13 protein-coding genes are annotated in these 15,712 nt (G+C 65.8%); 12 read left to right on the forward strand and 1 reads right to left on the reverse strand.

Annotated features, from left to right (window positions below; genetic code table 11):
- The first annotated feature begins 4 nt into the window (after nt 1-4).
- From AC0IXR_RS03830 to lpxB, 9 genes are all read left to right on the forward strand, one after another.
- A complete protein-coding gene (locus AC0IXR_RS03830; protein ID WP_311275001.1) occupies nt 5-1,207 on the forward strand; it encodes an HlyD family secretion protein in 1,203 nt (400 codons plus the stop codon).
- 9 nt (nt 1,208-1,216) lie between these two features.
- On the forward strand, nt 1,217-2,794 hold the full coding sequence (locus AC0IXR_RS03835; protein WP_056431496.1) for a DHA2 family efflux MFS transporter permease subunit: 1,578 nt from the start codon (nt 1,217-1,219) through the stop codon (nt 2,792-2,794).
- Nucleotides 2,795-2,958: 164 nt separating this feature from the next.
- Complete coding sequence (gene rseP / locus AC0IXR_RS03840) at nt 2,959-4,119, forward strand: RIP metalloprotease RseP (protein ID WP_056431493.1); 1,161 nt, start codon at nt 2,959-2,961, stop codon at nt 4,117-4,119.
- 353 nt (nt 4,120-4,472) lie between these two features.
- Nucleotides 4,473-7,058, forward strand: coding sequence for an outer membrane protein assembly factor BamA (gene bamA / locus AC0IXR_RS03845; protein WP_056431490.1), 2,586 nt, complete (start codon nt 4,473-4,475; stop codon nt 7,056-7,058).
- Between the two features lie 47 nt (nt 7,059-7,105).
- The gene (gene lpxD / locus AC0IXR_RS03850; RefSeq protein ID WP_471759793.1) at nt 7,106-8,170 is read left to right on the forward strand and encodes a UDP-3-O-(3-hydroxymyristoyl)glucosamine N-acyltransferase; all 1,065 of its coding nucleotides are present in this window, start codon (nt 7,106-7,108) and stop codon (nt 8,168-8,170) included.
- A 194-nt stretch (nt 8,171-8,364) separates the two neighbouring features.
- Nucleotides 8,365-8,820 (forward strand): 3-hydroxyacyl-ACP dehydratase FabZ, encoded by a 456-nt coding sequence (gene fabZ, locus AC0IXR_RS03855; protein WP_471759794.1) that lies wholly within the window; start codon nt 8,365-8,367, stop codon nt 8,818-8,820.
- Nucleotides 8,817-9,629 (forward strand): acyl-ACP--UDP-N-acetylglucosamine O-acyltransferase, encoded by an 813-nt coding sequence (lpxA, locus tag AC0IXR_RS03860; RefSeq protein ID WP_471759795.1) that lies wholly within the window; start codon nt 8,817-8,819, stop codon nt 9,627-9,629. The genes fabZ and lpxA overlap by 4 nt, the downstream gene beginning before the upstream one ends.
- On the forward strand, nt 9,626-10,510 hold the full coding sequence (locus tag AC0IXR_RS03865; RefSeq protein ID WP_461235443.1) for an LpxI family protein: 885 nt from the start codon (nt 9,626-9,628) through the stop codon (nt 10,508-10,510). The genes lpxA and AC0IXR_RS03865 overlap by 4 nt, the downstream gene beginning before the upstream one ends.
- A gap of 8 nt (nt 10,511-10,518) precedes the next feature.
- On the forward strand, nt 10,519-11,709 hold the full coding sequence (gene lpxB, locus AC0IXR_RS03870; protein WP_471759796.1) for a lipid-A-disaccharide synthase: 1,191 nt from the start codon (nt 10,519-10,521) through the stop codon (nt 11,707-11,709).
- A 416-nt stretch (nt 11,710-12,125) separates the two neighbouring features.
- On the opposite strand, the gene AC0IXR_RS03875 is transcribed toward lpxB, so the two are convergent.
- Nucleotides 12,126-12,890: a cold-shock protein gene (locus tag AC0IXR_RS03875; RefSeq protein WP_471759797.1), complete on the reverse strand. Its 765-nt coding sequence runs from the start codon at nt 12,888-12,890 to the stop codon at nt 12,126-12,128.
- A 392-nt stretch (nt 12,891-13,282) separates the two neighbouring features.
- Here AC0IXR_RS03875 and AC0IXR_RS03880 point away from each other — a divergent pair, with 392 nt between their 5' ends.
- From AC0IXR_RS03880 to AC0IXR_RS03890, 3 genes are all read left to right on the forward strand, one after another.
- Nucleotides 13,283-13,753 (forward strand): response regulator, encoded by a 471-nt coding sequence (locus AC0IXR_RS03880; RefSeq protein WP_056431476.1) that lies wholly within the window; start codon nt 13,283-13,285, stop codon nt 13,751-13,753.
- A gap of 109 nt (nt 13,754-13,862) precedes the next feature.
- Nucleotides 13,863-14,972: a Ppx/GppA phosphatase family protein gene (locus AC0IXR_RS03885; protein WP_471759798.1), complete on the forward strand. Its 1,110-nt coding sequence runs from the start codon at nt 13,863-13,865 to the stop codon at nt 14,970-14,972.
- Nucleotides 14,969-15,679, forward strand: coding sequence for an RlmE family RNA methyltransferase (locus AC0IXR_RS03890; RefSeq protein WP_419951876.1), 711 nt, complete (start codon nt 14,969-14,971; stop codon nt 15,677-15,679). The genes AC0IXR_RS03885 and AC0IXR_RS03890 overlap by 4 nt, the downstream gene beginning before the upstream one ends.
- Nucleotides 15,680-15,712: the final 33 nt, after the last annotated feature.

Consider the following 15,712-nt stretch of genomic DNA (forward strand, 5'->3'; position numbering starts at 1 on the left):
GACCATGTCTCTCCGTGACGAAGGCAGTCATTCTGCCGCCTCTGGCAGCGGCGACCTGCCGAACGACGCAGCGCCACTGGCGACTTCGGTCGTTGCGCATTCCCCGGTGCCGGTCGCCGCCACGGTGGCAACGCCGCCGAAGCCGCGGTTGCTCCGCAAGGCCATGATGCTGACCGTGCTCACGCTCGCGCTCGCGGGCGGCGGCTACAAGGGCTACGAATGGTGGACGGTCGGGCGCTTCTTCGTCTCCACCGACGATGCCTACGTCCAGGCCGACATCTCGATCCTGGCGGCTAAGGTTCCCGGCTATCTCGCCGCCGTGCCGGTGATGAACGGGCAGGCGGTGAAGCAGGGCGACGTGATCGCCCGCCTCGACGACGGCGATTATCGCCTCGCCGCCCAAGCCGCGCATGACAAGCTCCTGACTCAGCAGGCTACCATCGCCCGCATCGGCCGGCAGGTGGAGGCCGCACAGGCGCAGCTCCTCCAGAGCGCGGCGCAGATCGATGCGGCCAAGGCCGATTCCATCCGCGCCGCTGCCGATTATGCCCGGCAGCAGCAGCTGGAGAAGGTCGATTTCGTCGCCAAATCGCGGATCGAGCAGGCCCTGGCCGATCGCAACCGCACCGAGGCCACGGTGAAAGGAGCCGAGGCGAACCTCGCCATGATGAAGGCCAATGTCGAGGTCCTGCGAGCTCAGGGCCGGGAGGCGGAAGGGCTCGCGGCTGAGTTGAAGACCGCCGAGGACAGGGCCGACCGCGACCTCGCCTTCACGGTGATCCATGCGCCCTTCGACGGTGTCGTCGGCAACAAGGCAGTGGAGGCGGGCGCCTATGTTGCGCCGGGCTCGCGCATCGCCGCCCTGGTTCCCCTGGAGAGCGTGCGGGTCGATGCGAACTTCAAGGAGACGCAGGTCGAGCGGATGCATGCCGGCCAGCAGGTCCACATCGCAGTGGATGCCTATCCGGGCCGTGACATCGTCGGCGAGGTCGAATCTTTGTCGCCGGCCTCGGGTTCCGTCTTCAGCCTGCTGCCGCCCGACAACGCCACCGGCAACTTCACCAAGATCGTGCAACGCCTGCCGGTGCGCATCCATGTGCCGGCGGACGTGGCGCGGGAAGGGCTCCTGCGTCCCGGCCTCTCCGTCACCGTGCGCGTCGATACCCGTGGCGAGGACGAACGCGTCCGCACGGCGTGGCGGCATTAGGGGTCGATCATGGCCGATACCGCCACCATCGCGCCCGCACCCGCCGCCGAGCCGCCCCTCGATCGCCGCCGCATGGTGGCCTTCGTCTGCATGGTGTTCGGGATGTTCATGGCCATCCTGGATATCCAGATCGTCTCGGCGTCGCTGGCCGAGATCCAGGCCGGGCTCTCGGCCTCGGGCGACGAGATCCCCTGGGTCCAGACCAGCTACCTCATCGCCGAGGTCATCGCGATTCCCCTGTCGGGCTTCCTCTCGCGGGTGATCTCCACCCGCTGGATGTTCGTGGTCTCGGCGGGTGGGTTCACCCTGATGAGCCTGATGTGCGCGACCTCCACCTCGATCAACGAAATGATCCTGTGGCGCGCGCTGCAAGGCTTCATCGGCGGCGGCATGATCCCCACCGTCTTCGCCTCGGCCTTCACGATCTTCCCGCCCTCCAAGCGTCCCATCGTCTCGCCGATGATCGGTCTCGTTGCGACGCTCGCCCCTACGATCGGTCCGACGGTGGGCGGCTACCTGACGGATGCGTTCGACTGGCACTGGCTGTTTCTCATCAACGTGGTGCCGGGCATCGTCGTCACCGTCTCGACCTATCTGCTCGTGGATTTCGACGAGCCCAACCTCGACCTGTTCAAGCGCTTCGACTGGTTCGGTCTCGCCTTCATGGCCGCCTTCCTCGGCTGCCTCGAATACGTGCTGGAGGAGGGGCCGAATCATGACTGGCTCCAGGACGAGGCGGTCTTCGCCTGCGCCATCACCTGCGTCGTGGGCGGTGTCGCCTTCTTCTGGCGCGCGCTCACGGCGGCCGAGCCCATCGTGGACCTGCGCGCCTTCTCCGACCGCAACTTCGCGGCGGGCTGCATCTTCAGCTTCGTCCTCGGCATCGGGCTCTATGGCCTGACCTATCTCTACCCCGTCTATCTCGGACGCGTGCGCGGCTACTCCGCCTTGCAGATCGGTGAGACGATGTTCGTCTCCGGTCTGTGCATGTTCGCCACCGCGCCCATCGCCGGCCGGTTCTCGGGCAAGGTCGATCCGCGCATCCTGATGGGGATCGGCTTCACCGGCTTCGCCGCCGGCACCTGGATCGTCACCGGGCTGACCAAGGACTGGGATTTCTGGGAATTGCTGTTGCCCCAGGTCCTTCGCGGCTGCTCGCTGATGCTGTGCATGATCCCGATCAACAACATCGCGCTCGGCACGCTTCCGCCTGCGCGGATGAAGAACGCGTCCGGCCTCTACAACCTCACCCGCAACCTCGGCGGGGCGGTCGGCCTCGCTCTCATCAACACCGTCCTCAACGACCGCTGGGACCTGCATCTCGCCCGGCTGCACGAGCGCTTCACCTGGACGAACAACACCGTGCTGGAGCGGCTCGATATGACACGCCGCCAGTTCGATGCGCTGGGCCTCGACGGCAACGCCATGGCCCTGAAGGCGATGATGAACACGGTGCGGATGCAGGGGCTGGTGATGGGCTTCACTGACGTCTTCCTGGTGCTGACCTTCCTGTTCCTCGCCATGGCCTGCGCGACCCCGTTGATCCGCCGGCCGCGTGCCGCCGCGCCAGCGGGAGGCGGGCATTGATGCGGTCGTCATCGCCCGGCCCTTAACCGTCCACCGAGGAAAGCGGGGACGGGAGAGCCGCATGCGACGATCTCACCGGCCCCGCCCGGTTTGCGTTCGCTCGTCCGCGATCCGATCTGCTATGGACGTGTGTTGGCCCCTCGCGAGGCCCTGAGGATCGACGAATGGACTTTCTAGCTTCGATGGGGGGAACCGCCTCCGGCTTCTTCGGGTCGGTGATCCCCTTCGTCATCGTGCTCAGCATCGTGGTCTTCGTCCACGAGATGGGCCATTTCCTCGTCGGTCGCTGGTGCGGCGTCGGCGTTCACGCCTTCTCCATCGGCTTCGGTCCCGAGCTCTTCGGCTTCAACGATCGGCACGGCACACGCTGGAAGGTGTCGGCGATCCCGCTCGGCGGCTACGTCAAGTTCCATGGCGACGCCAATGGCGCCAGCGTGGCCGATCCCGCCGCCCTGGCGCGGATGACGCCCCAGGAGCGTGCGACGAGCTTTCCCACGCAGAGCCTGGGTAAGCGGGCGGCGATCGTGGCTGCCGGCCCCATCGCCAACTTCCTCCTCGCCATCGCGCTTTTCGCCGGGGCGATCTACTTCGTCGGCCGCTACGAGCTTCCGCCGCGCATCGATGGCGTGATGCCGGGCAGCGCCGCGGAGCGTGCCGGATTCCAGCCCGGCGACGTGGTCACATCCATCGACGGGGCGAGTGTCACCAACTTTCTCGACATGCAGCGCACCGTTTCCGGAAGCGCCGGCGCCAGCCTCGCCGTCACCGTGGATCGCGGCGGCGAGACCAAGACCCTGACCGCCGTGCCCGACGCGGTGGAGGAGCGGACCCCGTTCGGTAAGCACCGCCTCGGCCGCCTCGGCATCAAGGGGCCGAACGGTGCCGATGCCCAGGTTCGGCATTACGGCCTGTTCCAATCCCTCGGGCTCGGCGTGTCGGAGACCTATTTCGTCGTCGACCGCACGATGAACTACCTCGGCAAGCTGGTGACGGGCCGGGAATCCGCCGATCAGCTCTCCGGTCCGATCGGGATCGCGCGCGTCTCGGGCGAGGTCGCCAAGGTCGGCGGCGTCGGGGGGCTCATCGGTCTCGTGGCGCTTCTCTCCGTCTCGATCGGCCTGCTTAACCTTTTTCCGGTTCCCCTCCTCGATGGCGGGCACCTGTTGTTCTACGCGTTCGAGGCCGTTCGCGGCCGCCCGCTGAGCGAGAAGACCCAGGAGATCGGGTTCCGGATCGGGCTGGCGCTGGTCCTGTTCCTCATGCTGTTCGCCGCCTGGAACGATATCCTGAACCTCGGTGCGTCCTGGTCCGGCCGGGGCTCCTGACCGGACGCCGCCGTCTCGGCGGCGGCGCGGAGCAGGCCTCTCGCAAGGTTGTGGATTTCTCCACAACATATTGATTGCACTCGACATTCGAAAAGCCCGCCCGGTCACCGGAGCGGGCTTTTTGCTGCAAATTGACGATTGATTCACCTTATCGAGCGATGAACGGGAACCGTTAAGTGACCGGAAGGCCACGTCTCCCCAAAATCCCCCCTACAGCCCAGGTCCGAGCGTTTGCTTCGCTCGGGAAACTCGGTAGAAGCTGAGCTTGGGACCAGGTGACGGGACGGTCGGATAACGACCGCCTGTCTGCGGGTGCAAACCCGGACTGTTAATAAATAGAGACGGGCGATTACATGATGTCGATGACGGGGAAGCGCCGGCGTAAGTCGGCCGAACGGACCATCGTCCTAGTCGCTGCCGCGGCCGCAGGGCTGGTTCTGGGCGGCACGGCTCAGGCGCAGCAGATCGTCGTCCAGGGTAACAAGCGCGTCGATGCCGACACGATCCGGTCCTACGTGACCGGTACGGCTTCCGGATCTCCCGAAGAGGCCCGCCGCAACCTGCTGGCGAGCGGCATGTTCTCCGACGTCAAGGTCTCGCGCAGCGGCGCCGGGACGGTGGTGACGGTTCGCGAGAACAACCTGATCAACCGGGTCGTGTTCGAGGGGAACAAGAAGGTCGAGAAGGGGACGCTCGAAGCCGAGGTCGAGGCGAAGGCCCGCGGCGGTTTCAGCGAGGGCATCGTCCAGGCCGATCTTCAGCGCATCCGCGAAATCTACCGCCGCGCCGGCCGTGGCACCGCCAAGGTCAGCTTCCGCACCGTCGATCTGCCGAATGGCCGTATCGACCTGATCTACGTGATCGAGGAAGGCGACAAGACCGGCATCAAGGCGATCAACTTCGTCGGGAACAGCGCTTATTCCGAGAGCAAGCTGCGCGAGCTGATGAGCTCGTCGGAGATGAACTTCCTCTCGTTCATCAAGACGTCCGACGTCTATGATCCCGACCGGATCACCAACGATCTCGACCTCGTGCGCCGCTACTACCTGAAGAACGGCTATGCCGACTTCCGGGTGGTGAATGCCGATGCGCGCTACGTCGAAGGCGAAGGCGATGCCGGCTGGGTCATCACCGTGACGGTGGACGAGGGTCAGCAATACACCGTCGGCGCTGTGGCCATCGATTCGCGTCTGCCGGGTGTCGACACCCAGATCCTCGACGGCGAGGTCCGCGCCGCCGTGGGCGACGTCTACAATGCCGAGGACGTGGAGAAGACCCTCTCCGGCGTGACCAATCAGGTCGCCCGTCAGGGCTTCCCCTTCGCTCAGGTTCGCCCGACCGGTCAGCGCGACCGCGCCACCCACACCGTGGCGCTCGGCTTCGTCGTCGAAGACGGCCCGCGCGTCTATGTCGAGCGCATCAACATCCGCGGCAACACCCGTACCCGCGACTATGTCATCCGCCGCGAGCTCGATATCACCGAGGGCGACGCCTATAACCGCGTCCTGACCGATCGTGCCGAGCGTCGCCTCAATGGCCTCGGCTTCTTCAAGAAGGTCCGCTTCTCCAACGAGCCGGGCTCTTCCGCCGACCGCGTGATCATCAACATCGATGTCGAGGATCAGCCCACGGGTTCGTTCTCGGTGGCAGGCGGCTACTCCACCCAGGACGGCATCATCGGCGAAGTCTCGGTCTCCGAGTCGAACTTCCTCGGTCGTGGTCAGTACGTCCGTGTCGCCGGCACCGGCGGCCAGTACTCGCGCGGCGTCGATTTCTCGTTCACCGAGCCATACTTCCTCGGCTACCGTCTCGCCGCCGGCTTCGACGCCTTCTACAAGTACAGCGATCTGACCCGCTACTCGCGCTACGAGACCACCGTCTACGGCGGTCAGATCCGCGTCGGCCTGCCGATCACAGAAGAGTTCGGCGTCACGCTGCGCTACTCGCTCTACAACACCGAGTTGACGATCCCGAACAGCACCAAGCGACCGTATAACGACTGTTCGAACCCGATCCCCGGTTTCACGACGGTGAACCCGGCGGGCACGATCGATCCCGTCTCCGGCCTCAACACGGGTGGTCTGGCTTCCTACCCGAACAACTGCGCCTTCAATGGCGAAGCCTCGATTGCTCTGAAGGGTTCGACTGGAAACACGCTCACCTCGCTTGCCGGTGTGACGCTTGCCTATTCGACGCTGGACAACCTCGCCCAGCCGCGGAACGGCCTCTATGCCGAGCTGAAACCCGAAATCGCCGGTCTCGGCGGTGACTCGAAGTTCTTCCGCGTGGCTGGCGACGTTCGCTACTACAAGGAATTCTACGAGGACGTGGTCGGCTTCGCCCGCTTCCAGGGCGGCCATATCTCGCCGCTCACCGACGAGAAGCTGCGCATCACCGATCAGTACTTCCTCGGCCCGTCGCTCGTTCGCGGCTTTGCGCCCAACGGTATCGGTCCGCGCGACGTCGGCAGCGCCGACTCCCGTTCGAACGCTGTCGGCGGTACGACCTACTTCGGCGGTACGCTCGAAGTTCAGTTCCCGATCTACGGTATTCCGCGTGATCTCGGTCTGAAGGGCGCCGTCTTCGCCGACGCCGGTACGCTGTTCGGCTACAACAGCCGCACGCAGTTCAACGTGAACGGCGACGCGATCATCAACGGCATCGCCCCCGGCGGGGCCTGTGCCTACACGGCGCTGGGTGCCGGAGCGATCACCGTCGAGCCGGAATGCCTGAACGTCCGCGACAAGATGACGATCCGCTCCTCGATCGGTGCGTCCATCCTGTGGAACTCGCCGCTCGGCCCGATCCGCTTCGATTACGCTTACGCCCTGACCAAGGACGAGGGCCAGAAGATCTACAACGCCGATGGCAGCTTCCTCGGCCGCGTGGGCAAGGATCAGCTCCAGGCCTTCCGCTTCTCCGGCGGTTCGCGCTTCTGAGCCAAGACGCACGGGCTTCATTCTCGAAGCCCGTGCGTTGTCGCATCATGTCTGATCCCATCTTCTTCGCATCCAGCACGACCCTCAGCCTCGGTGACATCGCCGGGGCTGCAGGCATTTCGCTCCCCGAGGGAGCGGATTCCCAGCTGATGGTCAGCGGCGCGTCTCCTCTCGAGACTGCCGGCCCGAGCGACCTCGCCTATATGGACAATGCCCGTTACGGCGATGTCCTGGCCCAGACGAAGGCGCTGGCGTGCCTCGTCTCGCCGCGCTTCGCGGCCAAGGTTCCCGCATCCACGGTGGCGCTCGTCACGCGCGATCCCTACCGGGTCTATGCAGGCCTGTTGGCGCGCTTCCATCCGGAGACCATGCGGCCGCTTTCGCAATTCGCCACCGAGGGCGTATCACCGGGCGCCCATGTCCATCCCAAGGCGCATCTCGAAGACGGCGTGATCGTCGATCCTGGCGCCGTGATCGGTCCCGGTGCCGAAATCGGTTCAGGGACGATCATCGGACCGAACGCCGTCATCGGTCCGAATGTCCGCATCGGCCGCGACTGTTCCATCGGTGCGGGGGCGACCTTGGCCTATGCGCTGGTCGGCAACCGCGTGATCCTCCATCCTGGTGCGCGCCTTGGCCAGGACGGGTTCGGCTTCGCCATGGGGCCGGGCGGGCACCTCAAGGTTCCCCAGACCGGCCGTGTCATCGTGCAGGACGATGTCGAGATCGGTGCCAACACCACGATCGATCGCGGTGCCGGCCGCGACACCACGATCGGGGAGGGGACCAAGATCGATAACCTCGTCCAGATCGCCCATAACGTGGTCATCGGTCGCCACTGCGTCATCGTCTCCGGAGTCGGCATTTCCGGCTCGACCACGCTGGAAGATTACGTGGTCCTCGGCGGTCAGGTCGGCGTGGTCGGGCACCTCCGGATCGGCATGGGCTCGCAGATAGCCGGTTCCTCGAACGTCAATCGCGACGTCCCGCCCGGAAGCCGCTGGGGCGGTACGCCTGCAAAGCCCGTGCGCACTTGGTTCCGTGAGCTCACGGCCCTGGCCCGGCTCGCGGAGAAGTCCGGGCGCGACACGAGCGAGCCGCAGAAGGATTGAGAGAGATCCAAGACCGGTCGCATGGGATTGCCGACCGGTCTCGGATCGCCGACGTCATCCCTCCGCAAGACTTCGCAACCGCAAGACTTGCATCGGGTGGCGTTTATGCCGAAGACAACATTCCATTTTTCAGGGGATGAGGCGAGGCGTCAGGGGCGCCGGCGCGCCATGGGATTGTTCGATCGATGAGTGACATGCCGAAAGATCTGGGCTCGGCCGACATCCAGAAGATCCTGGAACTTCTGCCCCATCGCTATCCGTTCCTGATGATCGACCGGATCTTCGAGATCGACGGGGACCGTTCCTGCATCGGCATCAAGAACGTGTCGTTCAACGAGCCGCAATTTACCGGGCATTTTCCCGGTCTGCCGGTCTTTCCGGGTGTTCTGCTGATCGAGGGCATGGCCCAGACCGCCGGCGCCATCTGCTGCCAGCACATCAAGACAGATGACATGCGGGCCAAGCAGGTCTTCTTCATGACCATCGACAAGTGCAAGTTCCGCAAGCCCGTCGTACCGGGTGACACGGTGCGGTATCATATGACGAAGATGAACCAGCGCCGGACCATGTGGTGGTTCCGGGGCGAGGCCCGCGTGGGCGACACCCTCGTGGCGGAAGCCGAGATCGGTGCCATGCTGGTGACGGAGTGAGCGACGTGGCTGAAATCCATCCGAGTTCCGTTGTCGAGGATGGAGCCATGATCGGCGAAGGCGTCCGCATCGGCCCCTTCTGTCATGTCGGACCGGATGTGGTTCTGGGCGAAGGCTGCGAACTCATCAGCCATGTCGTCGTGGCCGGGCGAACCGGCATCGGTGCCCGCACCAAGCTCTATCCCTTCGCCTCCATCGGACACCCGCCGCAGGATCTGAAGTTTCGCGGCGAGGTATCGACGCTGACCATCGGCGCCGATTGCCTGATCCGTGAAGGCGTCACCATGAATCCCGGGACCGCCGGAGGCGGGCTCGAGACGACCGTGGGCGACAAGTGTACCTTCCTCGCCAATTCCCATGTGGGCCACGATTGCCGTGTGGGCGATGGCGTCGTCTTCTCCAATAACGTCATGCTCGCGGGCCATTGCACTGTCGGCGACCACGCGATCCTCGGTGGCGGCGCCGCGGTGATTCAGTTCGCGCGGGTCGGCGCCCATGCTTTCGTCGGCGGTCTCTCCGGATTGGAGAACGATTGCATCCCCTACGGCATGGCGCTCGGCAATCGCGCGTATCTGTCTGGCCTCAACATCATCGGGCTGCAGCGCCGTGGTTTCGCGCGGGAAGACATCCATGCCCTGCGCCGGGCCTATCGCCTGCTCTTCGCCCAGGAGGGCACCTTGATGGAGCGCGTCGAGGACGTGGCGGCGGAGTTCGAAGCGCATCGTGCGGTGGCCGAGATCATCGCTTTCATCCGTGAGGGCGGTAAGCGCTCGATCTGCACCCCGCGTGAGAATTCGGGCTCGGCTTGACCGCCTCTCTCCAGCCAGTGTCCCTCCTCGATCCGCATCTGGAAGAGCGTCTGGTTCTGGTGGCGGGGGCCGGCCGGCTCCCCGAACTGGTCGCCGACTCTCTCGACAGGGCGGGGCGCTCGTTTCGGGTGCTGGCCATTCGCGGCTTTGCCGAACGTCCGATGCGCGCGCGAGCCGACGCCACGGTCGATCTCCTCGACATTGCCGGAGCGCTCGCCATCCTGGAGGCCTGGGGGCCGGCCTGCGTCATACCGGTGGGCGGAGTCTCACGCCCCAATCCGGCGGCGATCCTCAACGCCGCGGCAGCGTTGCGGAACCGCGAGGCGCTCAGAGCCATCTCGGGGGGAGGGGACGATCGGTTGCTACGGGGCGCCCTCGTCCTCCTCGAGGATAACGGCCACCGCGTCGTCGGCATCCATGACGTGGCGCCGGACCTCCTGAGCCCGGAGGGGCAACTCGGCCGGCTCGCTCCCGACCTCGCGGCTCAGGCATCCATCGCGACCGGCTGCAATATTCTCGCGGCGCTGGCCGCCCATGATGTCGGCCAGGCCATCGTCGTGGCGGCGCAACGGGCGCTCGCGGTGGAGGGACCCGAGGGAACGGACCGGATGCTCGCCCGTGCGCGTGCCCTCGGCCGCAAGCCCTTCGGATTGGGCTCAGCCCAGCCGGGCACCGTGCTGGTCAAACTCGCCAAGACGGGCCAGGATCTGCGCGTCGATCTGCCGGCCATCGGGCCGCGGACGGTCAAGGCCGCCGCCGCGGCGGGTTGTGCCGGCATCGCCATTCAGGCCGGTTACACCCTCATCATCGACAGGGACGCCACGGTGGCCGAGGCCGACCGCGCGGGCCTGTTCCTCATCGGTTTGCGGATCGAGGCATGAATCGCGGCATGACGACCACGCCGTCCAAACGAATCTGGCTCGTCGCCGGCGAGGATTCCGGCGATCAGCTCGGCGCCAAGCTGATGCGGGCGCTGTCGGACCTCTCCGATGGGCCTGTGGCGTTCGGTGGGGTCGGTGGCGAGGCCATGGCGGCGCAGGGCTTCGTCTCCCTGTTTCCCCTCGATGACGTGGCGGTAATGGGCTACCTGCCCGTGGCTGCGCGCCTGCGCACCCTCCTGCGCCGCATTCGGCAGACCGTGCGCGACATCGTCGAATCGCGTCCCGACATTCTCGTCATCATCGACAGTCCCGGTTTCACCCACGCCGTGGCCTCACGGGTGCGAAAGCGCCTGCCGAGCCTTCCCATCGTCGATTACGTCTCTCCCAGCGTCTGGGCGTGGAGACCCTGGCGCGCAGCGAAGATGCGGCCTTTCATCGACCACGTCCTGGCGCTCCTGCCCTTCGAGCCGGACGCGCATCGCAGGCTCGGCGGCCCGGACTGCACCTATGTCGGGCATCCCCTCATCGAGCGACTCGCCGAATTGCGCCCGAAAGCCGATGAGGCGGCGGCTCGGGAGGGGACGCCCCCGGCTCTCGTGATCCTGCCCGGTTCGCGCCGCTCCGAAATCGAGCGGCTGATGCCGGTCTTCGGTGCCACCCTGGATCTGCTCGTCCAGCGCTACGGGCCGATCGATGCCGTGCTCCCGGCGGTCACGCGCCATCGTGCGATGATCGAGCGCCTGGCCCTGTCCTGGTCGCGGCCGGTGACCATCGTGCACGGGGAGGCGGCGAAATACGCAGCCTTCCGGCGATCTCGTGCCGCTCTGGCGGCTTCGGGCACGGTCACCCTCGAACTCGCTCTCGCCGGCGTGCCGATGGTGGTGGCCTATAAAGTCTCGCGCCTGGAGGAGGTGGTGGCACGGCGGCTCATCCAGGTGCCGACCATCGTGTTGCCGAATCTGATCCTCGGTGAGAATGCCATGCCCGAATTCATCCAGGCCGAATGCACCCCCGGCCGCTTGGGCGAGGCCATGCTCCCGCTTCTCAAGGGCGGCGAGGCTCGTGACGCGCAGGTGCGGTCGCTTCAGCGCATCGACGGGGCGATGCGGCTGGCGGGCGATGACGAACCGAGTCGCAAGGCAGCCAGGATCGTGTTGTCGATGGCGCGCCCGCCCGTCAGCGGATCGTCGTCGGCATAGCCGCTTTGGGTCGCCCGCTTCTCATCGCCTCGGAGGCTTGGACGGCGCTGGGCGGTAGGGCCCTCTCGTCCGCCTTGGGCGACGATGACAGCGAGGGCAGGTCCGGGCTTGTAGCGTTTCGTTCGCGTCCGAAAGCGTAGCCTGCATTCACGCCGGCATAGAAGCCAGTGAAATCCTCGGCCTTCGCCAAGCCGCTGAAAGCCAGTTGCAGGCACAAGCTCATCGTCAAGAAGACGGCACGCATCGCTGCTCTCAGCACCTGAAATGTCTCACCGGATCGACGGGCCGGATCCTGTCATCCGGTCGTTCCGACGATGCTGACGACGAAAAACGGCGACCCGAAGGCCGCCGTCATGTCTCTTCGATGATCTCGAAGGCCCCGCGAACGCGACCTTCTCGAGAGGCATCGACGTCGATCAGTAATCGGCGTTGATGCTCTGGGCCTCGCGGCCCTTCTGACCGTCGATCACGCTGAGGGTGACCTGCTGGCCTTCGGCGAGGGACTCGAGCCCAGCGCGCGACAGAGCCGAACGGTGCACGAACACGTCCTTGCCACCGTCATTCACGGAGACGAAGCCGAAGCCCTTGGCCGGATCGTACCACTTCACGGTGCCGCTCATTTCGACCGAGGGTCCGCTGGCGAAACGACCACCGCCGCCGCCGGCTCCGCCACCGCCGCCGAAGCGATCGTTGCCGCCGCCGTAGCCGCCGCCACCGCCGCTGAAGCGGTCACCGCCGCCGAAACCACCGGCGCGGTGTGCAGGCGCACGACGCGGGGGCTCAGCTTCGGCCGTCGACGTGTCGACGCTGGTCACGTCCGTCACCTGCGGACCCTTCTGGCCCTGCGCGGTGTGGACGGTCAGGCGCGTGCCGGGGAGGAGGTCGGCATGGCCGGCGGCCTCGACAGCGCGGATGTGAAGGAACGCATCGCCCGAACCGTCAGCCAGTTCGACGAAGCCGAAGCCCTTCTCCTTGTTGAACCACTTGACCGTCGCGTCGCGCTCCGGCCCAGAAGGAGCGGCTGCCGCACGGGCCGGACCGCGATCGAAACCGCCGCCGCCACCGCCGTACCCACCGCCGAAGCCACCGCTCGGGGGTGCCTGATCCGGCCAGCGAGGCTCGGCACCACCCTCATCGAAGCCGCGCTTCTGCGGCCCCCTGAAATCACGACCACGTCCCATCGAAAGCTCGCAAAAACCGTCCGCCGACCATCTGTCATCGAATACCGGGTGCGCGCCGTCCCAGACGGGCGCTTCACCACACTATCATCACTCTCGGCAGCGGTGACCAAGAATAACGCCATAGTCCTGACTGAATCTGGGCTTCATCGCAAGATGCTTGTCGCCCCTCTCGGTAAGGTTCCTCTGATTTCCTGCGGCAGATTACGCAAGCAAGTCGGGGAGAGGTGCCCCGGCGCGCCGGCAGGGCAGTGCGTACAGAATCCCCAAATGTCATGCGGCTGAACGACTTCGCGTCTCGAATTTTTCTCGGTCGCGTTAGGAAAATGCAAATCGATGGCCGTTAAGATGCGCCGAGGCACCTGCGAAAACAGGTGGCCCGGAACCCCTGTCCGATGATCGCTACCCCATCATTTCCGGATCTTTCGGCCCTCGTCGTCGACGAGAGCCTCTATATCCGCCGAATCGTTCGCGACATGCTGATGCGCGTGGGGATCAAACGCGTCCTCGAAGCCCCCGATGGTGCGGAGGCGCTCGGCGTGTTGGCGGAGAGCAAGCCGGACATTACGATCATCGATTGGGATCTGGCGATTCTGTCGGGCGAGGAGTTCATCCGGCTCGCGCGCACCCCCACTACCTCGCCGTCGCCCACCGTGCCGATCATCCTGATGCTGGCTCAGCCCCGCCGCAACGTCGTGGACCGCGCCATCTCCCTCGGGGTCAACGAGATCATCGCCAAGCCTTTCTCACCGAAGACCTTGTGGTCGCGTCTGGACGAAGTCATCAATCGGCCGAGACCGTTCTCCCAGGTGAAGAGCCTCCTGAGGCCTGTCCCCAGAATGTCGGCTGCCGGCAAAGGTCTCTAAGCCGATCATAGATCGAGGCTTTGCACTGACGCCCAAGGCCTGTAGGCTTCCTATCGAATGATGGCCGGCCTATCCGGTGGGGCCACGATCGAGGATTCCGGCAAGGCCGATGAGGGAAGAGAGTGCCGCCATGACGCCGGCCCGCCCCATGGCCGGCACGACTTCACCGAATGCCGCCCCCGCCATGCTGGATACGGGTCGTTCACCGGCGGCGGGATTTCGCCCCGGACGGCGTAACACCTATGCCGCCCTCGACCTGGGGACCAACAATTGCCGCCTGCTGATCGCCGAGCCTGCCTCCCATGGCTTTCGCGTGATCGATGCGTTTTCCCGGATCGTCCGCCTCGGTGAGGGGCTCGGGACGTCCGATCGTCTCAGCGATGCCGCCGTGGAGCGAACTCTGGAGGCTTTGCGGGTCTGCCGCGCCAAGATGGAATCGCGTGGCGTCGCCCGTGCCAAGATCATCGCCACGGAGGCGTGCCGGCTCGCCGTGAACGGGGCCGATTTCGTGGCACGCGTACGGGACGAGGTGGGCCTCGACCTCGAGATCGTCGACCGGCAGACCGAGGCCTATCTCGCGGTGACCGGTTGTGCCGCCCTGGCCGATCCTTACTCCGAATCGGTCGTCATCTTCGATATCGGCGGCGGGTCCACGGAGATCGCCTGGCTCGATGGCGCGGCCACGAACCCGTCGGCGGACCCCACCTTGCGGATCCGTGCTTGGGATTCGCTTCCCGTCGGCGTCGTGACGCTGGCCGAGCGGCACGGTGCCGCCGACGTCACACGCCTGATGTTCGAGGGCATGGTGGAGGAGGTAGCCGACATGCTGTCGCGCTTCGCCATCCGCGCCGCACCCGCCGCGAATGCCCGGCATTTCCATCTTCTCGGCACCTCGGGAACGGTGACGACCCTTGCCGCCATGCATCTGCGTCTCGCGCGCTATGAGCGCCGCCGCGTCGATGGGCTGTGGATGAGCGATGGCGACGTGAGCGATGCCATCGACGATTTGCTCGACACCCGCCTGGACCAGCGGGCAGACAATCCCTGTATCGGCCGCGATCGCGCCGATCTCGTCCTCGCGGGTTGCGCCATTCTGGAAGCGATCCGCCGGGCATTCCCCTCCGAACGGCTTCGCATCGCCGACCGGGGGCTGCGCGAAGGTCTCTTGATGAACATGATGCGCGAAGACGGCGTCTGGCGCCGCGGAGGCTACCGTTGACCGACAGGCGTGGCGCGGGCGGCGGGTTGCGAGGCGATCTCAAGCAGCGGGTGAAGACGGGGCGCGGCCGCACCGCGTCTCAGAAGCGGTGGCTCGAACGGCAACTCAACGATCCCTACGTGGCGCGGGCCAAGCGCGAGGGCTACCGCTCGCGCGCCGCCTTCAAGCTCCTCGAGATCGACGAGCGTTTCAAGATCCTGAAGCCGAACCAGAAGATCATCGATCTGGGCGCGGCGCCCGGAGGCTGGTCTCAGGTCGCCGCCAAGATCGTTGGGCCGAGCGGCCGTATCGTCGGCATCGATCTGCTCGAAATCGAGCCGATGGTCGGCGTCGAGTTCATCACCCTGGACTTTCTCGATCCCGACGCTCCGAAGAGGCTGATCGATCTCCTCGGCGGTCAGGCCGATATCGTCATGTCCGACATGGCGGCCAACACCACCGGCCACAAGCAGACGGACCATCTGCGCATCATCGGCCTGGCCGAGACCGCCGCGGAATTCGCCCGCGAGGTGCTGGCGCCCGGAGGCACCTATCTCGCCAAGGTCTTCCAGGGCGGAACCGAGGGTACCCTGCTCGCCGACCTGAAGCGCGACTTCACCCTGGTGCGCCACGTGAAGCCTTCGGCGAGCCGTGCCGATTCGAGCGAGCTCTACGTGCTGGCCACCGGGTTTCGCGGGTCGGCGGAAGCCGTCGAGGACGATTCTTGATATCTGGCGGCGGCGAGTGGGCTCAAGGTTGTC

The organism is Methylobacterium sp. AC832, from assembly GCF_979256025.1.

Bases quoted from the DNA above. Each gene is read 5' to 3' on its own strand.
- bamA (WP_056431490.1), top strand. From the start codon at position 4,473: ATGATGTCGATGACGGGGAAGCGCCGGCGTAAGTCGGCCGAACGGACC.
- fabZ (WP_471759794.1), top strand. From the start codon at position 8,365: ATGCCGAAAGATCTGGGCTCGGCCGACATCCAGAAGATCCTGGAACTT.
- AC0IXR_RS03830 (WP_311275001.1), top strand. From the start codon at position 5: ATGTCTCTCCGTGACGAAGGCAGTCATTCTGCCGCCTCTGGCAGCGGC.
- AC0IXR_RS03875 (WP_471759797.1), bottom strand. From the start codon at position 12,890: ATGGGACGTGGTCGTGATTTCAGGGGGCCGCAGAAGCGCGGCTTCGAT.
- AC0IXR_RS03835 (WP_056431496.1), top strand. From the start codon at position 1,217: ATGGCCGATACCGCCACCATCGCGCCCGCACCCGCCGCCGAGCCGCCC.
- lpxB (WP_471759796.1), top strand. From the start codon at position 10,519: ATGACGACCACGCCGTCCAAACGAATCTGGCTCGTCGCCGGCGAGGAT.
- rseP (WP_056431493.1), top strand. From the start codon at position 2,959: ATGGACTTTCTAGCTTCGATGGGGGGAACCGCCTCCGGCTTCTTCGGG.
- lpxD (WP_471759793.1), top strand. From the start codon at position 7,106: ATGTCTGATCCCATCTTCTTCGCATCCAGCACGACCCTCAGCCTCGGT.
- AC0IXR_RS03885 (WP_471759798.1), top strand. From the start codon at position 13,863: ATGAGGGAAGAGAGTGCCGCCATGACGCCGGCCCGCCCCATGGCCGGC.
- AC0IXR_RS03880 (WP_056431476.1), top strand. From the start codon at position 13,283: ATGATCGCTACCCCATCATTTCCGGATCTTTCGGCCCTCGTCGTCGAC.